The sequence below is a fragment of the Streptomyces sp. BHT-5-2 genome, assembly GCF_019774615.1.
Classification (GTDB): Bacteria; Actinomycetota; Actinomycetes; order Streptomycetales; family Streptomycetaceae; genus Streptomyces.
Genome location: NZ_CP081496.1, coordinates 4,984,710 through 5,007,545, shown reverse-complemented (window position 1 = coordinate 5,007,545; position 22,836 = coordinate 4,984,710). Strand labels below are relative to the sequence as shown.

The window sequence follows — 22,836 nt, the reverse complement described above, 5'->3', positions numbered from 1 at the left end:
GAGGAGCGGATACGTGGCCGACAGCATCATCGACCAGCGGCTGGCGGGCGGGCCCAGGCCCGAGCTCGACCTGACCGAGGCCGAGTGGCAGACGAGCAGCCGCGGCGTGGGCGGCGACGTCCAGATCGCCTTCGTCGAGGGCTACGTCGCGATGCGCAACGGCCGCAGCCCGGAGATACCGGCGCTGATCTTCACCCCCGCCGAGTGGCGCGGCTTCGTCCTGGGCGCCCGCGCCGGCGAGTTCGACCTGACCTGATCCGGCTTCGGCCGACGGGGCAGCGGGCTCCTACCAGGGCACCGTCTCCTCCACCGAGCCGTCCATGCTGCCGCGGAAGGTCCCGGTCGGCCCGTCCGGGCCCATGAGCGCGAGCCGCACCGGGACCTCGGCGCCCTCCTCGGGGCCGCGGGTCCCGCGGTCGAAGGGGGAGCGGGCGTTGAGGTCGGTGGCGACCAGCCCCGGGTTGGCCGCGTTCACCCGGACACCCGCCTCGCGCAGCGCGTTGGCGTACACCAGCGTGACGGCGTTGAGCGCCGCCTTGGACGCGCTGTACGGCAGCAGCCCGCGGGTGGAGATCGGATGGTCCGGGTCACCGAGGTAGGTCAGCGAGCCCAGCGGGCTGGAGATGTTGACCACCCGTCCGGCGGGCGAGCGGCGCAGCAGCGGCAGGCACGCCTGGGTCACCGCGACGGTCCCGAAGACGTTGACGTCGAAGGCCGACCGCATCTGCGCGGCGGTGACCTCCGGCACCTCGACGCCCCACTCCACCACCACGCCCGCGTTGTTGACCAGGACGTCCAGTCGGCCGCTGGTCTCCTCGATCCGCCGGACGGCGGCGTCGACCTGCTCCTGCACGGTCACGTCCAGCCGGACGAAGCGGACGTCCAGGCCCTCCTCGACCAGTGCGCGCTCGGCCTCCCGGCCGCGGTGCTCGTCACGGGCGCCCAGGTAGACGGTCATCCCCTCGGCGGCCAGCCGGCGGGCGATCTCCCGGCCGATGCCCTTGTTGGCCCCCGTCACCAGTGCCGTCTCGTCGTGGTGCCGTCCGTTGGTCATGCGGTGCCTTCCGTGCTCGGTGGTGGTGCCCGGTGTGGGTCCGGTGGCCGGCCCGTCGTCGGTCCATGGTGGCGGATCCGGCCCCGACCTGTCCGACGGATCCGTGGGACGGACCCGTGGGACGGACTCGTCGGCCGGACCTAGTAATTGCCCAGCCCGCCACAGACGTTGAGGGCCTGGGCCGTCACGGCGCCGGCCCGGTCGCTGCTCAGGTACTCCACCATGGCCGCCACCTCGTCCGTCTCCACGTAGCGGCGCATCGGCACCCGGGTGGTGATGCGGTCGAACGCCTCACTGGTCGTCACCCCCCAGATGTCGGCGTAGTGCTCCCGCACCCGTTCGGCCATCGGGGTCTCCACGAAGCCGGGGCAGACGGCGTTGACGGTGATGCCGGTCGGCGCCAGCTCCAGGCCGAGCGCCTTGCTGAAGCCGACCACACCGTGCTTCGAGGCCGAGTAGGGGGCGGCGTGGACGACGCCCTGCTTGCCGCCGGTCGAGGCGATGTTGATGATCCGGCCCCAGTCCCTGCCCTGCATCCCGCCGGTGGTCAGCACGGACTTCGTCATCAGGAAGACGCTGTTGAGGTTGGTGTTGACGACGTCGAACCACAGCTCGTCGGCGATCTCCGCGGTGGCGCCGCCGCCGCTGCGGCCGGCGTTGTTGACCAGGATGTCCACCGGGCCGTACCGGTCGACGGCGGCGCGGACGAAACCGCGGATCTGCTCCGGCACGGCCACGTCACAGGGGCTTCCGTCCACCTCCAGGCCCTTGTCCCTGAGGGACGCGACAAGGTCGGCGAGCACGTCCTCCCGCCGTGCGCAGACGTAGACGCGGTGGCCCAGTTGCGCGAGCCGTTCGGTGACGGCCAGGCCGATGCCGCTGGTGGCACCGGTGACGATGACATGCCGGTCGGTACGGGTCATGCTCTGCTCCTCCCACGGGGGGCACTCGGTCGGTGTCCGGGTCGGGCGCCACCCTGGCCGGGCCCGCTCGAAGACCGCTGGGACGCGCCTGGACGCCCGCGCCCCAGGGTTCTGCGGGCGATCCGCGAGCGAGTTGCGAGTCGCCCCGGCCACGTTGGCGGCCGTCCCCCTGCCGCGCTCCGGAGGAGAAGCCGATGACAGCGACCCAGGACCTCACCGCGCTCCACGCCGAGGTCCAGCACTTCCACGCCCGACAGATGCAGCTCATGGACCGGCGCGACTTCGAGGCGTTCGCGGCCACCTTCACCGAGGACGGCGAGTTCAGCCACACACCGGGCCAACTGGCCCGCACCCGGGCCGGGATCGTCGCCGAGCTGCGGGAGTTCCACCGGCGCTTCGACGACGATCCGGTCGTCCGCCGGCACTGGTTCGACATGCTCGTCGTCGATCCGCAGCAGGACGGTTCGCTGCGCGCCACCTTCTACGCCCTGGTGGTCGACACCCGGCCCGGCGCCGGCAGCCGGCTGGGGCCGAGCTGTCTGGTGACCGATGTGCTGGTCCGCGTCGACGGCGCGCTGCTGAACCGGTCCCGGCAGGTCAGGCAGGACCGGCTGCTGCTCGCGCCCTGACCCCGACCGCCGTCCGCCCCGGCCCGCGTCCGCCGTGCTCACCGGCGGGCGCGGGCCGCGTGCTGCGCCGCGTGGGCCATGGTGGTGGCGCTGTTGCGGCTCAGCCCCGTGCGCACCGCGTCCCGGGCGTCGGCCAGTCCGTGGCCCGGGCCGAGGACCTCGGCGACCGCGTCGGGATTCAGCAGGACGGTGTGCCGGGAGGTGAGGACCGCGCCGCCGGGGCCGTCGGCGAAGGTCCACAGGCCGCTGTGGCCGAGCAGCAGCTTCGGGGGGAGCTGCTGCTTGTAGGCGATCCACTCCGGCGGGTGGCACACCCGCACCGACCGCGTGGTGTGGCCGGTGCCGTCCGCCGTCACGGTGTCCATCTCCAACTCCTGGACGCCCTCGGCGGGTTCGGTCATGCGTACCCGGGCGACGTGCGGCAGCCGCTCGGCCCACCGGTCCGCCTGCGCGACGAACGCATAGGCGTCGGCCGGCGCACCGGGCAGCTCGACGTGGTCGGTGAAGGAGAAGGCGAGGTCCGCGACGGGGTGGCCCAGCTCGGCGATCCGGGCGAGGGCCGCGAGTTCCGCGAAGCTGTTGTGGTCCAGGGCGGCGACGGCCCGTGCGACCGCCTCTCGGCCGGGGTCCGTGGGGGTGAAGACGTGCCGCAGCATCACTTCGGTGCGCCCGCCCGGCAGTTCGCGGAAGAGCCATTCCCCGCCCATCGACGCGAACGGCGGGCGGCTGACCTCCTGCGCGAAGGTCACCTGCCGACCCTCCGGGTCGAGGGTTCTACGGGACCTCCAGGAGGTGACCGCTCCGTTCACCGTCGCCCACAGCTCGAAGCGCTCCGCGCGCTCGGACCGCTCCAGGTGCCGCACGTGGACGCTCGGTCCGAAGAGGGCCGGCCACAGGGTGACATCGGCCACCAGGCCGTAGAGCGCGTCCGCAGGGGCGGCGACGATCCGGCTGTGCTCGGTGTGCTGTGCGTGTGTGGCATCCATGCGGCCAAACTGGTCCGGCGGGCTCGAGGACCGCTCGAAACCGTGTCGGGCCGGTCGCGGGGCGGGTGCCCGCGCCCGGCCCGGTCGTGATGGTGCGTCAGTTCGCCTTGATCGACAGCGAGTGCCGGAAGACGTCGGTCGGGTCCCAACGGGCCTTGGTGTGCTGGAGGCGGGGGTAGTTCTCGCCGAAGTAGAAGGTGTGCCAGGGCACGCCCGAGGTGTTGAGCGCGGGGTCGAGGATGTCCAGGTCGGGCGCGTTGATGTTGCAGCCCTGGTAGCGGTCGCCGGGGACGGGGTAGCCGCCGGTCCCGGCGAAGACCCCGCTGTAGAGCTCGCGCAGCCAGCCGAGGTGCTTGTCGTCCTCGGCCGCTTCCGTCCAGAACGTCTCGAACAGCGCCACGGTCGCCGAACGGCGCTGGAACAGGGCGGTGTCGGACGGCGCCGGCGCGTTCATCCGGCCGCCGGCCATCGCGCCGAGCTGGATGAGCGCCGATCCGGGGGCGGTGTTGGTGTAGTCCCGGCGGGTCAACTGCCGGTACATCACGGCGCACTGCTCCTCGGTGAACGGCTGGCGCAGGAAGGCGTGCTTGATGGCGGCGCGCAGGGTGGCGTTGGTCTCGACCGTGGGGTTGCTGGTGTCGAGGGTGACGGTCGAGGCGAGCCAGGGCAGGCGGCGGGACGGGAACGGCCCGGCCAGGCCGGTGTTGGCGGTCACCGTGCCGAGGTACTCCTCCAGCAGCTTCTCCGCGTTCGGCGCCGCCGCGTCGACCTGGGTGAGCATGCTGATCCCGCCGCTCGACACATGCTGCAGGAAGAGCAGGCCGCACAGCGCCTCGGTCGGCGAGCCGGGCGCGCTGTTCTCCACGTACCACTGGCACTGGTTGCGGACCAGGCGGGTGAAGGCGGCCTGGTCGAGCTGGTCCCACGAGGCGAAGACCGTGCTGATCAGCACCTCGCGCGGCGGGCGGGGGAGTTGGTGCTCAGGCCGGTGCCCGGACGCCTCGCGGGAGCGGAACCAGAACCTGGTGATGATGCCGAAGCTCCCGCCGCCGCCCCCGGAGCAGGCCCACCACAGGTCGCGCAGCTCGCCGGTGTCCTCCCGGGAGGCGATCACGGCGCGGGCCCTGCGGTGGCGGTCGACGACCACGACCTCCACCGCCTCGATGAGGTCGCAGACATACCCGAACTGCCGCGAGAGCAGCCCGTGGCCGCCGCCGGTCGCATGCCCGGCGATGCCGACCGACGGGCAGACCCCGCCGGGCAGGGTCACGCCCCAGCCGCGGAAGAGCCGTTCGTAGATCTGCCCCAGCTGGGCCCCGCTCTCGACGGCGAACGCCCTGCGGTGCGGGTCGTAGGAGACGCCGTCCATCATCGAGAGGTCGACGACGATGTCGACGTCCTTGTTGTACGCGAAGTCGCCGTAGGAATGGCCGCCGCTGCGGACGGAGAGGCGCTTTCCGGCGTCGACCGCCTCCTGGACGGCCCGGACGACCTGCCCGGTCGATCCGACCAGACGAATGCACTCGGGCGTGGCCTGAAAGCGCCGATTGAATCCGGAAACAAGATCCAGATATCGTCGGTCGTCCGGCCCGACGGTCATGGGACCGAATTCCCGTGGATTGGTGAACGCCTCTTCCTGATCGGCCTGCATGCCGATTCCCCCTCCGGTGTTCGCTTTTCCTTTGTGGATCTTGTGTTGCAGATCTTGTTTCTCGGATCTTGACTGCGACGCGGTTCCCGCGGCGCGCCCGCGCGTGGGGCGCATCTTTGCATATCCCGGAGAGTCGCACCAACGATTCCCGTCGGTGTTTCCTTCCGGATTTCCTGGTTCCGCTATGGCGCGCCCATGGCATATTCGAGCGATATTCGATTCGGTCGGTCGACGCTGGTGCGAATTCGCTGCCAGGAGGACAGGAGAGCGCCCATGCGCACCACCCAAGCGGACCGGCCGGCCGGTGAGGGGGGAGCGGCGTGAGCCGTCTCGTCGACCTCAGCGTGGCCACCCGGGACACCGTCAGCGAGGCCACACCGGTGACGGTGGAGGTGCTCGACCACGAGGCGGCCGCCGCCGTGCTCGGCCTCACCCCGGAGGACTTCCCCGACGGCATGGCGATCTCGAACGAGACCGTCACGCTCACCACGCACACCGGCACGCACATGGACGCGCCCCTGCACTACGGCCCGTTCAGCGGCGGCCGCCCGGCGAAGAGCATCGACCGGGTGCCGCTGGAGTGGTGCTTCGGCCCCGGCGTCCGGCTCGACCTGCGCCATGTGCCGGCCGGCGAGGGCATCACCGTCGACGACCTGGAACAGGCGCTGGCCGCGGCCCGGCACCGACTGCGCCCCGGCGACCTCGTCCTGCTGTGGACCGGGGCCGACGCGCTGTGGGGCTCGGCACGCTACCTCACCGACCACCCCGGGCTCACCGGTGAGGGCACGCGCTTCCTCGTCGAGCGCGGGGTACGGGTCATCGGCATCGACGCCTGGGGACTGGACCGGCCGATGCGGTCGATGATCGAGGACTACCGGCGCACCGGCGACCGCGGCCACCTGTGGCCCGCCCACCTCTACGGCCGGACCCGGGAGTACCTCCAGCTCGAAAAGCTCGCCCACCTCGCCGACCTGCCGGCGGCCACCGGCTTCACGGTCGCCTGCTTCCCGGTCGCCGTCGCCGGTGCGGGCGCCGGCTGGACGCGGGTGGTGGCCCTCCTCGACTAAGGCCGCGCCCGCCGCGAACCGGCCCGGGCGGGCGCGGCGCCGGACCCGACCGCCGAACGGCCGGGCCCGGCGCCGCGGCCGCTCAACACCGGTCCGGCACCGCGCTCCCCTCGCTGAGCATGGCGTGCTGGAGGAGCTGCACCTCGCGCGCGGGCTCGACGCCCAGCTCCAGGTCGAGCGTCCGCCACAGGCTCTGGTACGCCTGCAGGGCCTCGGCCCGCCGGCCGCACTTGTGCAGCGAGGTGATGAGCTGGGCGTGCAGCCGTTCGTTGAGCGGGTTCGCGGCGACCAGCAGCCGCAGCTGCGGGATCAGCTCCTGGTGCCGCCCGAGGCGCTGGTTGGCCTCGATGCGCAACTCGGTGGCCGCGAACCGGAGTTCGTTGATGTAGGTGATGTGGGCGTCGAGGACGCTGCCGAGCATCATCCCGACGAGCACCGGCCCCCGCCAGAGGGCCAGCGCCTCGTCGAGGCGGTCCAGCGCCGCCTCCGCGTGCCCGTTCTCCAGCAGCCGCCTGGACTGCTGGACGAGCCGCTCGAAGACGGCGACGTCGATCGCGTCGTCGGGTACCTGGATGACGTAGCCGGCCGGCCTGGTGGCCAGGACCGCCTGGCCGTCCGGCAGCTCCGCGAAGATCTTCCGTGCGTGGTAGACGTACGTCTGGAGCGTGGTCGACGCGCTGCGCGGGACGTGTTCGCCCCACAGCTCCTCGATCAGGGTGTCCACGCCGACCGTCTCGCCGTTCTGGACCAGCAGCAGTCCGAGGAGCTGGCTCACCTTCGACCTGCTCAGTAAGAACGACCTGCCGTTACTCGACATGATCTCGAATTGTCCGAGCAGTTTGAACTTCACTGACTTTCCCCCCTTGTTCGATCAGCGAAATCCGTGGAGGCTTTGATTCCATATTCGAATGCAATGCATCGATGGTGGATCAATGGCTTCGTTGGCTCGACTGATCCTTGCAACCCCCGTCACCGGGACCCGCGCATTCCGTACGGGCGGCGGTGAATCACTTTCCTGGCAAGGTAACCCGACGGAACGTCCCGGAACCACCGCGACCGGCGTGACTCCGGTCACATCGCATAAATTACCAGTGCGGCTCTTTGTCGAACCTGCTCTCCGCGCCGGGTGGCACGGATTTTGCCGGATATTCGTAAAGGGCCGCGGACGGGCAGTCCTTTCGGGCAGGTGGAACAGCCCGCTCGGCCAGTGCGCCGTGCCGGGCGGAACTGGGAGGCTTCGGGCAGGACGCGCCGCTCCGTGCCGAGCGGCCGTCGGGGAGATACGGGTGCGCGCCGGGCGCGCCCCGTCGAACGTGCCATCACGAGGGGAAATCACATGTCCGACAGCACGGTGTCCGTCGTCATCGCCTACCACAGCGGGTACGGGCACACGTCCAGGATGGCCGAGGCCGTCCGGGACGGCGCGGCGTCGGTGGCGGGGGCCGCCGTCCAGATGCTCTCGGTCGACGCGCTCACCGAGGAGCACTGGGCCGTACTGGACGCCGCCGACGCGATCGTCTTCGGTGCGCCCACCTACATGGGCTCGGCGAGCCCGGCGTTCCACACCTTCGCCCACGACACCAGCGGACGCTGGTACGCCCAGACCTGGAAGGACAAGGTGGCGGCCGGCTTCACCAGCTCCGGCGCGATGAGCGGCGACAAGCTCAACACCCTGCAGTACTTCACCGTGCTGGCGGCCCAGCACGGCATGCACTGGGTCAACCTCGACCTGCTGCCCGGCTCCGGCGAGGGCGAACTCAACCGCCTCGGCGGCTGGTTGGGTGCGATGGCCCAGTCGCCCGGCGACTCCGGCCCGGACGCGATGCAGAAGTCCGACCTGCTCACCGCGTCCCACCTCGGGCAGCGCGTCGCCGAGCACACCCGCCTGCTCCACCGGGCCAGGTCGCTGGCCTGACCGCCGACGGGCGGCGCGGATCTCCGCGGCGCACGACGCCGCGGAGATCCGTCAGGGGCGCCCCAGCCCCCGGCGGAGCGCGTCGATCTGGTCGGCCACCATCCGCCGGGAGACCGCGGCGTGCGCGACGCCCACGGAACCGTGGAAGGTGCCCGGATAGTGCACCAGCTCGGTCGGTACACCGGCCCCGGTCAGCCGGCGGGCGAAGGCGATGCCCTCGTCCCGGAGCGGGTCGTACTCGCACACCCCCACGAAGGCCGGCGGCAGTCCGCGCAGCTCCCCGGCCCGGGCGGGCGCCGCGTACGGCGAGGGCTCCCGGCCGCCGAGGTAGTGCCGCCAGCTCAGCACGAGACCGCGGCGGTCGAGCATCGGGGTGTCCACGAACTTCCGGGCGGAGACGGTCGCCAGGCGGTCGTCCAACTGCGGGAAGAGCAGATAGAGGAAGCGCACCGGCGGGCCCCCGCGGTCGCGGGACCGCAGGGCGAGGCCGGCGGCCAGCCCGCCGCCCGCGCTGAATCCGCCGACGCCGATCCGGTCGCGGTCCACCCCCAGCGCGGCGGCGTGCGCCGCGGTCCACTCCAGCGCGGCGGCACAGTCCTCGAAACCGGCGGGGAAGGGGTGCTCGGGCGCGAGCCGGTAGTCGGGCGAGACCACCACCGCGCCCACCAGATCGGCGATCCGGGTGGCGGCCGTCCGCGAGGTCTCCAGATCGCCGGTGAGAAAGCCGCCCCAGTGCGGGAAGACCAGCGCCGGCCGCGGACCACGGCGGTCCAGCGGCCGGTACAGCCGTACGGTCACCGCGGGCCCGCCGGGCACCGGGACCCTGCGGTCCTCCACCGCCACCCGGGACACCGGCTCGTACGACGGCTGACGTGCCATCACCTCGCGGAGAGCGGCCCGCGCTCCCGCCGGGTCGGCGTAGTCGAGCGGCCGCATCCGTGCCGCGAAGGGCGCCAGTTCGGGATCGAAGTCATGGCTCACGGCCGGTCTCCCGCCGTCGTCGCCCGCCGCCAGATCAGGACGCGCTGCTGCGGCGGCCCGCCCGCGGCGCCCGCCGAGCCGGTCAGCGTCAACACCGGCCCGTCCAGCGTCAGTTGACGCACCTGCCGGGTGCCGACGAGGTATCCGTGCGAACTCACCGCGACCTCGTGGACGACCCGTTTCCCGGTCAGCCGCCACGTCCCGGCGTATCCCATGAACCGCGGGGCCGGCCCCTCCCGGCCGGCCGGCGGCGGGTCCCCGCGCATCATGCTCACCGCCACCCGCCCGTCGGCACTGTAGAGCAGCAGTCCCCGCGGGTCCGGCCCCAGGGGCCCCTCGCCCAGGGCGCCGCTCTCGCCGACGGTGACATAGGACATCAGCTCCCACGCCCCGACCAGCTCCTCCGGAGAGACCGCGGGCGGGCGGGGGTTGGTCGTGCTGGTCATCGGACCCCTTCGCAGACGTGGTGGGTGCGGGCGGCGGCGCGGCCGGGCGTCAGATCTCGATGACGGTCCGCCCGTAGGCGGTGGCGGCGGACTCCGGCCGGAGCGCCTGGTGCCCGGCCACCGAGTTGACGTCGCGCCAGAAGCGCTGCACCGGGTCGGTCGACGACTGGCCGCTGGTGCCCACCGCGCGGAACAGCCGGTTCACCACGCCGACGAGGATGTCGGTGGCCGCCGCGCAGTCGCGCCAGCTCCGCATGGTCGCCGGCCCCTCGATGCCGGGGCCCGAGTCCGCGGTCGCCGAGGCCCGTTCGAGCAGCAGGTCCGCGGCGTCGATCTCGGCGGCGCTGCGGGCCAGGACCATGTCGTAGGGGGCGCGGTCGACAGTCGGCATACCGGCCGGCACCGGCCCGGAACGGCGGGCCGCCGCCCGGAGCTTCGCCGTGGCGTGGTCGATCCAGGCGGCCAGCGCCCCCTTGGCGGCGCCGAGCGCGGGCGAGGCGAACATCATCGTCGTGGACTGCATCGGCACCGCATGGCAGGGCGCCTTCGACGCGGCGGCCCGGCCCGTGAAGAGGTCCTCCCGGCTGATCGAGCGGGCCGTCGGGACCAGGACGTCCTCGACGATCACCGTGTTGCTGCCGGTGGCGGCCATGCCCACGTTCCGCCAGCTGTCGACGGTCCGCCAGGCGCTGCGCGGCACCGCGAACAGCCGCGGCTCGGGCTCGCCGCCGGTGCGCGCCATGGCGGACAGCAGGCCCCAGTCCGCGTGGTCGATCGCGCTGACGAACGGCCAGGTGCCGGAGAGCCGGTGGCCGCCGGGCACCGGCTCGGCCGTGCCGACCGGGGACAGGGCGGCGACCAGCAGGGCGTCCGGGCCGTCCGCCCAGATCTCGCGGCAGCCCTCGGCGGGCAGGTGCGCGGCCATCCGGGACACGTGCGCGGCCAGCGAGGCGCACCAGGCGGTGGCGGTGCAGCCCGCGCCGACCGCGGTCACCGCACGGTGCAGCTCCACGAACGTGCCCTCCCGCCCGCCGTGGCCGGCCGGCACGAAGTGGCGCGGAAAGCCCGCCGCGACCAGGGACTTGACCACATCGGGGTCGAGCCGGCGGGCGGCTTCGGCGGCGGGCGCGCAGCGGGCCGCCGCCGCGGCGACGTCCCCGGCCGCCGCCAGCAGCGTGGTTGACGTCAGGTCGTCCATCCTGGTGCGCTCCTCGGCTCGGTGGATCGGCTGGTGCGGACCGGCCCGCCGCGAAAACGGCTGGCCGGCGCCCCGGAACGCTTGCGCCCCCCGTTCGCAGATGGCTCGATCCTCGCTCGAACCCGGCCGCCCCACCGGGGAGATCCGCGCACCACCGGGCTTCGAGCGAGGTCCGAGCAGCGGCCCGGAACCTGCCGAACGTCTTGTTGCGCCGTGCTGCGGCGGACCGTGCGCCGGCGCCGTGTGATTCCGGGGGAAGGGGATCGAGATGACCGACTCAGCAGCTTCGAGGACGACGGGCGGTGTGCGATGACGCGCCGCGTGGTGATCACCGGCATCGGGGTGCGGACGCCGGGCGGAGACGGGGCGAAGGCGTTCTGGAAGCTGCTGACGTCCGGCCGCACCGCCACCCGCCGGATCTCCTTCTTCGACCCGTCCCCCTACCGTTCGCAGGTCGCCGGCGAGGCCGACTTCGACCCGGTGCACGAGGGGCTCTCCCCGTTGGAGATCCGCCGCATGGACCGCGCGTCGCAGTTCGCCGTGGTGTGCGCGCGGGAGGCGATCGCCGACAGCGGGCTGCAGTTCGAGGCGTTCGACCCCGGCCGGGTCGGGGTCAGCCTGGGCAGCGCGGTGGCCGCGGCGACCAGCCTGGAGCAGGAGTACCTCGTGCTGTCCGACAGCGGACGGAACTGGCTGGTCGACCACGGCAGCCTGTCCCCGCACATGTTCGACTACCTGATGCCCAGCGCGATGCCCGCCGAGGTGGCGTGGACCGTCGCCGCCGAGGGCCCGGTGACGATGGTCTCCAACGGCTGCACCTCCGGCATCGACGCGGTGGGGCACGCCTGCCAGCTGATCCGGGAGGGCAGCGCGGACGTGATGCTCGCCGGCGCCTCCGACACCCCGATCACCCCGATCGTCGTCGCCTGCTTCGACGCCATCAAGGCGACCACCGCCCGCAACGACGACCCCGAGCACGCCTCCCGGCCGTTCGACCGGACCCGCAACGGCTTCGTCCTCGCCGAGGGCGCCGCCCTGTTCGTCCTGGAGGACCACGAGCACGCCAGGCGGCGCGGCGCGCACATCTACGCCGAGATCACCGGTTACGCCTCGCGCTGCAACGCCTACCACATGACCGGACTCAAGCCCGACGGCCGGGAGATGGCCGAGGCCATCCGCGTCGCCCTGGACGAGTCCCGGATCGACCCCACCGCGATCGACTACGTCAACGCCCACGGCTCCGGCACCAAGCAGAACGACCGCCACGAGACCGCCGCCTACAAACGCAGCCTGGGCGACCACGCCTACCGGGCGCCGGTCAGCTCCATCAAGTCCATGGTCGGGCACTCCCTCGGCGCCATCGGCTCGATCGAGATCGCCGCCTGCGCCCTGGCGCTGGAGAACGGCGTGATACCGCCGACCGCGAACCTCCACGAGGCCGACCCCGAATGCGACCTCGACTACGTCCCGCGGACCGCCCGGGAACGCAGGCTCGACAACGTGCTCACCGTCGGCAGCGGCTTCGGCGGCTTCCAGAGCGCGATGGTGCTGCGCCGGGCCGGGGGTGCCCGGACATGACGGCGCAGCGGGAAGCCGTCCAGGTCACCGGCATCGGACTGATCGCCCCCAACGGCCTGGGCCTGGAGGAGTACTGGAAGGCGGTCCTCGAAGGCCGCAGCGGCATCGGCACCCTCGACCGGTTCGACGCCGCGCGCTACCCGGCCCGGCTGGCCGGCCAGATCGACGGCTTCGAGGCGGCGGACCACCTGCCCAGCCGCCTCCTGCCGCAGACCGACGTCTCCACCCGGTACGCCCTGGTCGCCGCCGACTGGGCGCTGGCCGACGCCGGGATCGAGCCGGGCGCCTACGCCGACTACGACATGGGCGTGGTCACCTCCAACGCCTCCGGTGGCTTCGAGTTCACCCACCGCGAGTTCCACAAGCTCTGGTCCCAGGGCCCCGGCGCGGTCAGCGTCTACGAGTCCTACGCCTGGTTCTACGCGGTGAACACCGGACAGATCTCCATCCGCAACGGCCTCCGCGGCCCCGGCAGCGCGCTGGTCGCCGAACAGGCCGGCGGACTCGACGCCCTCGGCCACGCCCGCCGGACGGTGCTGCGCGGCACGCCGATGGTCGTCACCGGCGGCGTCGACTCGGCCCTGGACCCCTGGGGCTGGGTGGCCCAGATCTCCGGCGGGCGGCTGAGCACCGCCACCGACCCGCACCGCGGCTATCTGCCCTTCGACACCCATGCCCGCGGCTACGTCCCCGGCGAGGGCGGCGCGATCCTCGTCCTGGAGGCCGCCGGCGCGGCCGCCGCCCGCGGCGCCCCGCACCTCCACGGCGAGATCGCCGGATACGCCACCACCTTCGACCCGCCGCCGGGCTCGCCGCGCCCGCCCGGCCTGCGCCGCGCCGCGGAACTTGCCCTCGCCGACGCCGGGTTGACCCCCGACGACATCGACGTGGTGTTCGCCGACGCCGCCGGCGTACCGGACCTCGACCGCGCCGAGGCCGAGGCTCTCCGCGGCCTCTTCGGGCCGTGCGGAGTGCCGGTGACCGCCCCCAAGACACTGACCGGACGCCTCTACTCCGGCGGCGGTCCGGTGGACGTCTGCACGGCCCTGCTGGCCCTCCGCGACGCCGTGATCCCGCCGACCGCCGGCACCACCGAGGTGCCCGAGGAGTACCGGATCGACCTGGTGCGGGGCGCGCCGCGGCCCGGCCCGCTGTCGGCGGCCCTGGTGCTCGCCCGCGGCCGATGGGGCTTCAACAGCGCGCTCGTCGTACGCACCGCCCGCACACCCTGAGTCCGACACCGAACCGCCCGCCCACACCTCTCAAGGAGCCCACCATGCCCCAGATGACCCTCGACGACCTCCGCCGCCTGCTGATCGACTGCGCCGGGGCGACCGACGACGACAGCCTGTCCGGCGACATCCTGGACGCGGACTTCACCGACCTCGGCTACGACTCGCTGGCCATGCTGGAGACCGCCGCCCGCATCACCTCCGAGTACGGCGTGCACATACCCGACGACCGGATCGCCGAACTGACCACCCCGCGCGCGGTCCTCGACCTCGTCAACGGCGCCCCGCACCCGGCGGGTTGACCGGCGTGCACACCATGACCCACGACTTCAAGGACGCGATGGCCCGCTTTCCCACCGGCGTCGCCATCGCCACCACCTGCGACGAGGCCGGCGCACCGCACGGCCTGACCGTCGGCTCCCTGTGCTCGGTGTCCCTGGACCCGCCGCTGGTGCTGATCTGCGTGGCCAGGTCCGCACGGTGCTTCCCGGTGTTCGAGCGCAGCGGGGAGTTCGCGGTCAGCGTGCTCCGCCGGCAGCACGCCGAGCTGGCCCGGCGCTTCGCGACCCGCACCGCCGAGAAGTTCGCCGCCGGGGGCTTCACCCGGACCGCGCGCGGCGGCGTGGTCGTCGACGACGCCCTGGCCACCCTCGACTGCCTGGTCGACGGGCGGCACGAAGCGGGGGACCACCTGATCCTCGTCGGCAAGGTCGTCGACCACCGGCTCGCCGACGACGGGGCGCCCGCCGTCTACGTCGACCGGAAGTTCACCACGATCAGCCCGGCGCGCTGACCTACTGCGAAGGCGGTTGTCCCCATGGCGTTCAGCAGGCCGTTCAGCAGGCCGTTCCCCCCGCTCACCGGTGACGCACAGACCCTGCGGCGGCACCTGGCCGGCGCGGACGTCCCCGCGCTGCTGATGACGCTCGCGCACCTCACCGGCGACCCCTCGCTGCTCGGCGCCGAACCCGGCGCCCCCGGCTGGCTGTTCGCACCGCAGGGCGGCCTGACCGGCGAACAGCAGGCCGCCGCCCGCGAACGGGCCGTGCGGACCCTGCTGCGGCTGCGCGACCTCGGCCCCGGCGCACCGCCCGACCCACCGGACCGGGAGCTGCTGCGCACGATCACCACCTGGGCCATGGGCGCCGACACCGAGGACCTGCTGCCGCTGCTCGCCGAGGAGATCGTGCTCCCCGGCCACGACCCCAGGGCCCCCGACTGGACGCTCCGGCAGCTCGCCCCGGACCGCGACTTCCGGGTCGCGGTCATCGGCGCCGGGTTCAGCGGTCTGCTGGCCGGCCACCGCCTGGCGCAGGCCGGCATCCCGTTCGTCCTCTACGACAAGAACCCCGACGTCGGCGGGACCTGGCTGGAGAACACCTACCCCGGCTGCCGCACCGACGTCGCCAGCCATCTCTACAACTACTCCTTCGCGCCCAGGCCCGACTGGCCCGACCACTTCTGCACCCACGACACCGTCCTGGACTACCTCCGCGACTTCGCCAAGGAGGCCGGGCTCACCGACCGCATCCGCTTCGGCACCGAGGTCACCGCCCTGCGCTGGGACGAGCACGCGGCCCGCTGGCACCTCGACCTCCGCGGGCCGGACGGCGCGCGCACCGTCACCCACCACGCCGTCATCAGCGCCGTGGGCCAGCTCAACCGGCCCCAACTGCCGGACTTCCCCGGCCGGGACGACTTCGCCGGCCCCGCCTTCCACTCCGCCGCCTGGGACCACGGCGTCGACCTCGCCGGCCGGCGGGTCGCCGTCGTCGGCACCGGCGCCAGCGCCTTCCAGATCGTCCCGGAGCTGGCCGGAACGGCCGCCGAGGTCGTCGTCTTCATGCGCAACCCCCCGTGGCTGCGGCCCACCCCGCACTACCGCCGCCCGATGCCGGACGGCGCCCGCTGGCTGTGCGAGCACCTGCCCTACTACGCCCAGTGGTACCGCCTCTCGCTCCTCGCCCCGGGGCTGCGGGGCATCCTGGAGGGCTGGATCGTCGACCCCGGCCACCCGCCCACCGAGCGCGCGGTCTCCGCACTGAACGAGGAACTGCGCGCCGGACTCCTGCGGTCCATGGCGGCCCAACTGCCCGACCACCCCGAGCTGCTGGACGCCGTGACCCCGGCCTATCCGGTCGGCGCCAAGCGCGTGCTGCGCGACGACGGCCGCTGGCTGGCCGCCCTCCGGCGGGACGACGTCCGCCTGGTGACCGCGCCCGTCGACCGGGTGACGCCGACCGGGCTCGTCGCCGGCGGTACCGAACACGCCGCCGACGTCCTGGTCTACGCCACCGGATTCCAGGCGTCCCGCTTCCTCGCCCCCATGACCGTGACCGGCCGGGACGGTGCCGACCTGCACACGACCTGGCACGGCGACCCGCGGGCCTATCTGGGCATCACCGTGCCCGGATTCCCCAACCTGTTCTGCCTGTACGGGCCGAACACCAACCTTGTCGGCCAGGGCGGCAGCATCGTCTACTTCTCGGAGTGCGCCATGACCCAGGTCCTGGACGTCCTCCGGCTCGTGCTGGCCGGCGGACACCGCGCCGTGGAGGTCCGCCGGGAGACCCACGACGCCTACAACCGCTGGATCGACACCGGGAACGCCCACCGCGCCTGGGGCTGGTCGACGGTGGGCGGCTGGTACCGCACCAACGGCCGCTCCGCCACCAACTGGCCCTATTCCGCCCAGGAGTACTGGCGCCGCACCCGGACCGCCGACCCCGCCGACTACGTTCTGCGCCGAACCGATCGAGGATGATGAGAATGCACCCAGTGCGCGAGTCACTTCCGGCGGCCGCCGCGGCCGTCGCCGAACGGGCCGCCGGCCTGGTCGCCCAGATGGAACGCGAACGCCGGCTCAGTCCCGACGTGGTCAAGGCCCTGACCGGGGCCGGGTTCATGCGGCACTTCGTCCCCGCCGCGTTCGGCGGGAGCGCCGGCACCTTCCGCGAGCTGATGGGCGCGGTCACCACCATCGGCGAGACCTGCACGGCCACCGCCTGGTGCGCCTCGCTGTTCGCCAGCTCGCCCCGGTTCGTGTCGTTCTTCCCCGCCGAGGGGCAGCAGGAGATCTGGGCCGAGGGGCCCGACGCCGCCGTGGTCTGCTCGGTCATCCCGTTCGGCGAGGCGGTCGGCGAGGAGGGCGGACTGCGGGTCTCCGGCCGCTGGCCGTACATGAGCGGCATCGAGTGCGCCGACTGGGTCGTCGTCTGCGCCAAGGAGCTGCTGGCCCGCGGCGGTCCGCGACTGACGCTGGTGGCCGTGCCGCGCGCCCAGTGCCGGGCCGAGGACACCTGGTTCAGCGTGGGCATGCAGGCCACCGGCAGCAACACCGTGGTGCTGGAGGACGTCTTCGTCCCCGCGCACCGGATCGGCGACCGGGCGGCCCTCTTCGCCGGCCGCCCGGCCGAACCGGGCGAGCCGCCGACCGCCGGCCTCGCACCGCTGCCCGCCGTCAACGGCCTGACGTTCGTCGTCCCGGCCCTCGGCGCGGCCCGCGGCGCGCTGGCCCTGCTCACCGACCACCTCGGCAGGAAGCTGCGCGACGTCCCCGTACTGCCCGGCGTACCGGGCGCCCTGGACAACCGGACCACCTACGAGACCGTACTGGCCCGCAGCGCCGCCGAGATCGACGCGACCGGGCTCCTGCTGGAGCGCATCGCGGACCTGGCCGACGGCGGCGACCCGATCACCCCGGCACAGGTCGCCCGCAACGCGCGGGACAGCGCCTTCGCCGTCGACACGCTGGCCGGCACCGTGAACCGGATCTTCCGCACCGCGGGGACCAGCGGCCAGGCCGCCGGCGGCCCCCTCCAGCGCTTCTGGCGCGACGTCAACGCCATCGCCACCCACCAGGCCCTCCAGATCGAGCCGACGGCCCGCGCCTACGCCCGGTCCCTCTTCACCCCAAGGAGCACCCCGTGAGCCAGCCCGGACCGACCCCCGACCGCATCCTCGAACTCGGCATGGCCTTCCAGGCGTCCAAGACGCTGCTGAGCGCCGTCGAACTCGGCGTGTTCACCGAACTCGCCAAGGCCCCCGCGGACGGCCCGGCGCTGTCCGGCCGGCTGGGCCTGCACCCGCGCGCGGCGCAGGACTTCCTCGACACCCTGGTCGCGCTGGGCCTGCTGCGGCGGGTGGACGGCGTCTACCACAACGCCGCGGACGCCGACGCCTTCCTCGACCGCGACAAGCCGGACTACGCCCACCTCGGCGGCCTGCTGGAGATGGCCAACTCCCGGCTGTACGGCATCTACCACCACCTGACCGACACCCTGCTCACCGGACGGCCGCACGACGAGTCGCAGTCCAGCGAGCTGGACACCTACGACGCCCTCTACGCCGACCCCGTGCGCCTGAAGCAGTTCCTCGCGTCCATGACCGGCATCAGCCACACCGCCAACCGCGCCATCGCCCGGCAGGTGCCGTGGCGGGACTACCGGACCGTGGCCGACATGGGCACCGCCCAGGGCGATCTGGCGGTGCAGGTCCTGCTGGCCAATCCGCATCTGACCGGCGTCGGCTTCGACCTGCCGGCGGCCGGTCCGGTCTTCGACGAGTACGTCCGCGCCCATGGCCTGAAAGAGCGGCTGACGTTCGCCGGCGGCGACTTCTTCGCCGATGATTTCCCCCGGGCCGATGCCTTCACCTTCGGCCACATCCTGCACAACTGGGACCTGGAGAAGAAGCGGCTGCTGCTGAAGAAGGCATGGCAGGCCCTGCCCACCGGCGGCGCGGTCGTCGTCTACGACTCGCTCATCGACGACGACCGGTCCGAGAACGCCTTCGCCCTGCTGATGAGCCTGACCATGCGCGCGGTCACCGACGGAGGCTTCGGCTACACCGCACGCGAGTGCCGGGCCTGGATGGCCGAGGCGGGCTTCGGCCGCACCTGGAGCGAGCACCTCGTCGGCCCGGACTCGATCGTGGTCGGCATCAAGGAATGACGGAACGACAGCCAGGCACGAGGAAGGAAAACCACCGATGCAGTCCGGCTTCTTGAAGGCCAACAAGGAACTCGTCGCCGAGTTCATCCGCCTCTTCTACAACGAGAAGGACTTCGACCGGGCGCGAGCGCTGCTCACCGAGGACTTCACCAACCACCACCCGGGCGCCGGCGTCGGCCCGGACCGGACGATCGACAGTTTCCGGGAGCACGCCGCCACGCCGTTCCCCGACTTCGCCCTGACGATCCACCGTGTGCTCGCCGAGGGCGACCAGGTGTGGACCCACGGCGTCGTCCGGGTCGCTCCCGACGCCCCGCCGGTGATCGTGGTGGACCTGTGGCGGATCGCGGACGGCAGACTCGCCGAGCACTGGGACGTGGGACAGGCCGTCCCCGAGGGCACCACCCTCGACGCGATGATCGCGGACGCCCGGTGACGGCCGACCGGATGCACATCGTCACCCAGCGGTCGTTCGGCGGCCCCGAGGTGCTGGAGCCGGCCGCGGCCGACCGCCCGCGGCCGCTGCTCAACGAGGTCCTGGTGCGGGTGCGGGCGGCCGGGGTGAACCCCATCGACGCGCACGTCCGCTCCGGCACCATCCCGCTGCTGGGCCCACCGCCGTTCGTCGTCGGCTGGGACGTCTCCGGCGTGGTCGAGGAGGTCGCGCCGGGAGTCACCCGGTTCGCCGTCGGCGACGAGGTCTTCGGCATGCCGCTCATGCCGCGGGCCGCCGGCGGCTACGCCGAGTACGTCACCGCGCCGTCCCGTCAACTCGCCCGCAAACCGGCGTCGTTGGACCATCCGCACACCGCCGCGCTGCCGCTCGCCGGGCTGACCGCCTGGCAGGCCCTGGTGGACGCGGTCGGGGTCGGTGCCGGGCAGCGGGTCCTGGTCCACGCCGGCGGGGGCGGCGTCGGCCACCTCGCGCTCCAGGTGGCAAGGGCCCGCGGGGCCGAGGTCCTGACCACCGCCAGCGCCGCCAAGGCCGACTTCGTCCGGGCGCTGGGCGCCGCCGAGGTGATCGACTACCGCACCACGGACTTCGCGGACGCCGCCCGGGACGTGGACGTCGTCCTGGACACCGTGGGCGGTGACACCGCGCTGCGCTCCCTGGACGTGCTGCGGCCGGGCGGCACCCTGGTCACCATCGTCGAGATGCGGAACGCGGAGCTGGCGCGCGCGGCGGCCGACCGCGGACTGCGGTGCCTGGGCGTCACCGCCGAGCCGGACCACGTCGGCCTCGCGGCACTGGCCGACCTGGCCGACTCCGGCGCCCTGCGGGTGCACCTCGCCCACACCTTGCCGCTGTCCGACGCCGCCCGCGCACACCGGCTCATCGAATCGGGCTCCACCATGGGCAAGGTCGTCCTCATACCCTGAGCGCGCGGCGCGCCAGTACGGCGGGTCAGTGCACCAGCGACGCAGCGGCCGGGAAGCCCGCGGCGCGGGCCAGCGCTGCGGCCTCGCCGCGCGAGCGCACCTCCAGCTTCTTGAGGATCCTTCCCACATGGAACTTGACGGTGTGTTCGCTGATGTGCAGCGCCTCGGCGATCGCGCGGTTCCGGTGGCCGTGGACCAGATGGCGGAGCACGTCCAGCTCCCGGGGGTGCAGCCCGCTCAGCGGATCGCTGCGCGGGACGTCCGGCGCGGCCAGCGGCAGCCGCACGGTGACGATCGTCCCCCACGCCGGCACCGCGTCCACCGTCAGCGTCCCGCCCAGCGCGACGACCCGGTCGGTGAGCCGGTGCACGGCCAGCGCCTCCGCGGCGAGCGTGCCCGGCCCGTCGTCGCGGATCACCGTGCGCAGCTCGGTCTCCCCGACCTCCCAGCTCACCCGGATCCGCTCGACGCCGCCCTGCTCCAGCATCGTCAGCACCGTGCCGCGCGCCGTGGTGCGGGCGGCCCGCGCGATGTCCGAGGGGATCAGCCGCCGCGGGCTGCCGGGCGCGGAGTACTCCAGGGTGACCTCGCCGTGGCGGGAGAGCAGGCTGAGCATGTCCGTCAGCCGCCCGAACGCGTCCTGGAGGCTCTCCTCGGGCGGCAGTTGCGCGTCCTCGTCGGTGGCCCGCAGCTCGACCAGCGCGGCGACCGCGACGTCCGTGGCGGTCCGCCGGGCGACCCCGTCCTCCAGCGTGCGGCTGCGCAGAACGCCCAGCAGGGCGGTGAGGGTGGCGATGTGCGCGTCGGTCGCGTCGGCCACCGCCCGGGCCCGCTCGCTGTTGGCGATCCACGGGGCCGCCATGTCGACCGGCACCTCCCCGGGCAGCAGATCGATCACCCGCGCGGTGGCCAGATCCCACAGCTGCTGGACCAGCGCCAGCACTTCGGGCTCCGGCGCGCGCCCGGCGGAGACCACCACGGCCAGCAGCGCCCCGGCCGACCCCGGCGGAGCCGAGGCGACCGCCAGCACCGGCCGCGCCGCCCCGGCCAGCGCGGCCGGCCCCCACCACGGCCGGCCGACGTCGACCTGGGTGGCGAGCATCGCCAGCTCGGCCGTGGTGACCTCACCCGTCAACCCGGCGTCGCCGTGCCCCCAGTTGGCCGACTTGGGACAGTCCCCGGTGAGCATCACCAGGGCCTCGTGGGGGACGAGGTCGGCCAGCGCGGCCGACAGCGTGGACAGGATCTCCTTCAGGGGCGCCCGCATCAGCTCCGTCGCCACAGCCAGCGTGCGCTGCGGGTCCCCCCAGTCCGCATACACCATGGGGGCATCGTAATCGCCCTCCGGTCGGCCGCAGTTGAGACCCGGCGCGGGGCGCGGCATTTACGGTCAGGGCCGCAGCGTGGGCAGCGGCGCGGCGGCCCCCGCACGCTCGCAGTCGAGCGGGGTCTGCGGGGCGCGGCCGGCCGGCCAGGCCGCCGGCGCGGTGAGCGGACCGCGCACGGTCACCACCGGCCCGCCGGCCGGACCGTACCGGCGCACCGCCGCGGCGTCGTCCACCGGTACCGGCACCAGCCGGACGCCCTCGGGCGCACGCGGAGCCGGATACTCCAGGAGGTGGTGGCACAGCTCCCGCGGCCACCGGTCCGTTCCGGGACCGAGCCGGGCGTCCGCCGTGTGGATCACCAGCTCCCGCCACCAGACCGGCAGTGCCCCGCGCAATCCGGCGATGCTCGGGGGTGAGCTGCCCGACCCCGCCGCTCGGATCGCCGCCCACACCGCCGCACTGGACGGCGCCGAGGACGGCCCGCCCCCGACGGACCGGGCACTGCTCACCGCCGTCGGGAGCTCCGGGCCGCCGCCCGCTCGCTGTTCGCCCGCGCCGTCCGCCCGGGCCCGCCCGGCGCTCCGCCGACTGCTCCCCGAGGACGAGGCGCTCGCCCGGCTGAACGCCGCCGCCCGGGTCCCCACCACCCCCGGGCTCACCCGGGACGCCGACGCGCCCCCGTGCTGCGCGACCTCCCGACCGGCTCCCCACCCGCCGCCGACCGGCTCGTCGCCGCCCTGGCCCGGGCCTCCCCCCGCCTTCCTCGGCGGCCCCGGCCGCGACCGGCTCCGGGCCTGCCCCGCCCCGCGCTGGGTGCGGTACTTCGTCAAGGACCCCGCCCGCCAGGAACGGTGCAAACCCTCCTGCGGCAACCGCGCCCGCGTCGCCCGCCCCGCCCTCCGGGCGAACCACGGGAGTTCGACCACGGGCTCCGCACACCGCCACGGACGTGCGCCGGGCCGGGCCACGTACGATGGCGGCATGTCCTTCCTCCGTCGCCGCAGCGCAGCCACGCCCGCCGGTCCAGACTTCGACGTACTCGCCATGGACCCGGGCGACTGGCCCGGCAATCTCGGGGCCGGGCTGCTGCCCGCGCCCGACGGGAGCTGCCAGGGCGTGTTCCTCCGTTACGACCTGTTCGGCGGCCGCGGCCCGGCGATGATCATCGGCAACCTGCCGGAGGGCTCCCCGGCCCGCGAGGTCGAGGGGGACCAGGTGCCCTTCGAGGTGGCCCAGCTGCTCGCGGCGCTCGGCAACGACGAACCGGTGACGGTCGTCGAGACCGAGGACACCCCCGTGATGCACCAGGACAACCTCCTGATCGTCAAGCGCGTCAAGTGCTCCGAGGGCCGCATCTCCTGCGTGCAGTTCGACCGCGACGACGGCGTGCTGGTGACCATCGCCAGTTGGGACCGCCCGATCACCGACGACCTCTACGCCCTGCTCAAGCCGCTCCCGGCGGAGCTCTTCCAGCAGGGCTGATCGGCAGGACCGGCTGCGCACACACCACGCGCCC

General features: G+C 73.4%; 24 protein-coding genes. 14 read left to right on the top strand and 10 right to left on the bottom strand.

Annotated features, from left to right (window positions below):
• Window positions 1-13: 13 nt before the first annotated feature.
• A complete protein-coding gene (locus tag K2224_RS22235; RefSeq protein WP_221908276.1) occupies window positions 14-256 on the top strand; it encodes a DUF397 domain-containing protein in 243 nt (80 codons plus the stop codon).
• 30 nt (window positions 257-286) lie between these two features.
• Here the strand turns inward: K2224_RS22235 and K2224_RS22230 are convergent, their stop codons facing one another.
• Window positions 287-1,054, bottom strand: a complete 768-nt coding sequence (locus tag K2224_RS22230) for an SDR family oxidoreductase (RefSeq protein WP_221908275.1) — start codon at window positions 1,052-1,054, stop codon at window positions 287-289.
• A 140-nt stretch (window positions 1,055-1,194) separates the two neighbouring features.
• Complete coding sequence (locus tag K2224_RS22225) at window positions 1,195-1,977, bottom strand: SDR family NAD(P)-dependent oxidoreductase (RefSeq protein WP_221908274.1); 783 nt, start codon at window positions 1,975-1,977, stop codon at window positions 1,195-1,197.
• A 194-nt stretch (window positions 1,978-2,171) separates the two neighbouring features.
• Between K2224_RS22225 and K2224_RS22220 the strand changes: the two genes are divergently transcribed.
• Complete coding sequence (locus tag K2224_RS22220) at window positions 2,172-2,606, top strand: nuclear transport factor 2 family protein (RefSeq protein ID WP_221908273.1); 435 nt, start codon at window positions 2,172-2,174, stop codon at window positions 2,604-2,606.
• A gap of 38 nt (window positions 2,607-2,644) precedes the next feature.
• On the opposite strand, the gene K2224_RS22215 is transcribed toward K2224_RS22220, so the two are convergent.
• Both K2224_RS22215 and K2224_RS22210 read right to left on the bottom strand, forming a co-directional pair.
• Window positions 2,645-3,592 carry an aromatase/cyclase gene (locus tag K2224_RS22215; protein ID WP_221908272.1) on the bottom strand — a complete coding sequence of 316 codons (948 nt, stop codon included), beginning with the start codon at window positions 3,590-3,592 and terminating at the stop codon, window positions 2,645-2,647.
• Window positions 3,593-3,689: 97 nt separating this feature from the next.
• Entirely contained in the window at window positions 3,690-5,243 is a 1,554-nt protein-coding gene (locus K2224_RS22210; protein ID WP_260692886.1) for an FAD-dependent oxidoreductase, read from the bottom strand.
• A 320-nt stretch (window positions 5,244-5,563) separates the two neighbouring features.
• Between K2224_RS22210 and K2224_RS22205 the strand changes: the two genes are divergently transcribed.
• Window positions 5,564-6,310, top strand: a complete 747-nt coding sequence (locus K2224_RS22205) for a cyclase family protein (RefSeq protein WP_221908271.1) — start codon at window positions 5,564-5,566, stop codon at window positions 6,308-6,310.
• A gap of 82 nt (window positions 6,311-6,392) precedes the next feature.
• On the opposite strand, the gene K2224_RS22200 is transcribed toward K2224_RS22205, so the two are convergent.
• Window positions 6,393-7,085, bottom strand: coding sequence for an AfsR/SARP family transcriptional regulator (locus tag K2224_RS22200; protein WP_260692885.1), 693 nt, complete (start codon window positions 7,083-7,085; stop codon window positions 6,393-6,395).
• A gap of 561 nt (window positions 7,086-7,646) precedes the next feature.
• On the opposite strand from K2224_RS22200, the gene K2224_RS22195 reads away from it, so the two are divergent.
• Complete coding sequence (locus K2224_RS22195; RefSeq protein WP_221908269.1) at window positions 7,647-8,225, top strand: flavodoxin family protein; 579 nt, start codon at window positions 7,647-7,649, stop codon at window positions 8,223-8,225.
• Window positions 8,226-8,276: 51 nt separating this feature from the next.
• Here the strand turns inward: K2224_RS22195 and K2224_RS22190 are convergent, their stop codons facing one another.
• Genes K2224_RS22190 through K2224_RS22180 form a run of 3 tightly spaced genes read right to left on the bottom strand, consistent with a single transcriptional unit; the run spans window position 8,277 to window position 10,850 of the window.
• A complete protein-coding gene (locus K2224_RS22190; protein ID WP_221908268.1) occupies window positions 8,277-9,206 on the bottom strand; it encodes an alpha/beta hydrolase in 930 nt (309 codons plus the stop codon).
• Window positions 9,203-9,652, bottom strand: coding sequence for a lipocalin-like domain-containing protein (locus tag K2224_RS22185; RefSeq protein WP_221908267.1), 450 nt, complete (start codon window positions 9,650-9,652; stop codon window positions 9,203-9,205). The genes K2224_RS22190 and K2224_RS22185 overlap by 4 nt, the downstream gene beginning before the upstream one ends.
• 49 nt (window positions 9,653-9,701) lie before the next feature.
• Window positions 9,702-10,850 carry a hydrolase gene (locus K2224_RS22180; protein ID WP_221908266.1) on the bottom strand — a complete coding sequence of 383 codons (1,149 nt, stop codon included), beginning with the start codon at window positions 10,848-10,850 and terminating at the stop codon, window positions 9,702-9,704.
• Between the two features lie 309 nt (window positions 10,851-11,159).
• On the opposite strand from K2224_RS22180, the gene K2224_RS22175 reads away from it, so the two are divergent.
• Genes K2224_RS22175 through K2224_RS22135 form a run of 9 tightly spaced genes read left to right on the top strand, consistent with a single transcriptional unit; the run spans window position 11,160 to window position 19,992 of the window.
• Window positions 11,160-12,428 carry a beta-ketoacyl synthase gene (locus K2224_RS22175; RefSeq protein WP_221908265.1) on the top strand — a complete coding sequence of 423 codons (1,269 nt, stop codon included), beginning with the start codon at window positions 11,160-11,162 and terminating at the stop codon, window positions 12,426-12,428.
• Entirely contained in the window at window positions 12,425-13,660 is a 1,236-nt protein-coding gene (locus tag K2224_RS22170; protein ID WP_221908264.1) for a ketosynthase chain-length factor, read from the top strand. The genes K2224_RS22175 and K2224_RS22170 overlap by 4 nt, the downstream gene beginning before the upstream one ends.
• A 44-nt stretch (window positions 13,661-13,704) precedes the next feature.
• On the top strand, window positions 13,705-13,962 hold the full coding sequence (locus K2224_RS22165) for an acyl carrier protein (RefSeq protein ID WP_221908263.1): 258 nt from the start codon (window positions 13,705-13,707) through the stop codon (window positions 13,960-13,962).
• A 14-nt stretch (window positions 13,963-13,976) separates the two neighbouring features.
• Window positions 13,977-14,453: a flavin reductase family protein gene (locus K2224_RS22160; RefSeq protein WP_221908262.1), complete on the top strand. Its 477-nt coding sequence runs from the start codon at window positions 13,977-13,979 to the stop codon at window positions 14,451-14,453.
• A gap of 24 nt (window positions 14,454-14,477) precedes the next feature.
• On the top strand, window positions 14,478-16,424 hold the full coding sequence (locus tag K2224_RS22155; protein ID WP_221908261.1) for an NAD(P)/FAD-dependent oxidoreductase: 1,947 nt from the start codon (window positions 14,478-14,480) through the stop codon (window positions 16,422-16,424).
• Window positions 16,425-16,438: 14 nt separating this feature from the next.
• Window positions 16,439-17,590, top strand: a complete 1,152-nt coding sequence (locus K2224_RS41435; protein ID WP_398201686.1) for an acyl-CoA dehydrogenase family protein — start codon at window positions 16,439-16,441, stop codon at window positions 17,588-17,590.
• Window positions 17,587-18,612 (top strand): methyltransferase, encoded by a 1,026-nt coding sequence (locus K2224_RS22145; RefSeq protein WP_221908259.1) that lies wholly within the window; start codon window positions 17,587-17,589, stop codon window positions 18,610-18,612. Before K2224_RS41435 ends, K2224_RS22145 begins: the two co-directional genes overlap by 4 nt.
• Window positions 18,613-18,649: 37 nt before the next feature.
• Window positions 18,650-19,048: a nuclear transport factor 2 family protein gene (locus K2224_RS22140; RefSeq protein ID WP_221908258.1), complete on the top strand. Its 399-nt coding sequence runs from the start codon at window positions 18,650-18,652 to the stop codon at window positions 19,046-19,048.
• A gap of 11 nt (window positions 19,049-19,059) precedes the next feature.
• On the top strand, window positions 19,060-19,992 hold the full coding sequence (locus tag K2224_RS22135; protein ID WP_221909870.1) for an NADP-dependent oxidoreductase: 933 nt from the start codon (window positions 19,060-19,062) through the stop codon (window positions 19,990-19,992).
• A gap of 25 nt (window positions 19,993-20,017) precedes the next feature.
• On the opposite strand, the gene K2224_RS22130 is transcribed toward K2224_RS22135, so the two are convergent.
• Window positions 20,018-21,316 carry a response regulator transcription factor family protein gene (locus K2224_RS22130; protein ID WP_221908257.1) on the bottom strand — a complete coding sequence of 433 codons (1,299 nt, stop codon included), beginning with the start codon at window positions 21,314-21,316 and terminating at the stop codon, window positions 20,018-20,020.
• Window positions 21,317-21,382: 66 nt separating this feature from the next.
• Window positions 21,383-21,715 (bottom strand): hypothetical protein, encoded by a 333-nt coding sequence (locus tag K2224_RS22125; RefSeq protein WP_221908256.1) that lies wholly within the window; start codon window positions 21,713-21,715, stop codon window positions 21,383-21,385.
• Between the two features lie 586 nt (window positions 21,716-22,301).
• Between K2224_RS22125 and K2224_RS22115 the strand changes: the two genes are divergently transcribed.
• Window positions 22,302-22,802, top strand: coding sequence for a hypothetical protein (locus K2224_RS22115; RefSeq protein WP_221909869.1), 501 nt, complete (start codon window positions 22,302-22,304; stop codon window positions 22,800-22,802).
• The last annotated feature ends 34 nt before the right edge of the window (window positions 22,803-22,836 follow it).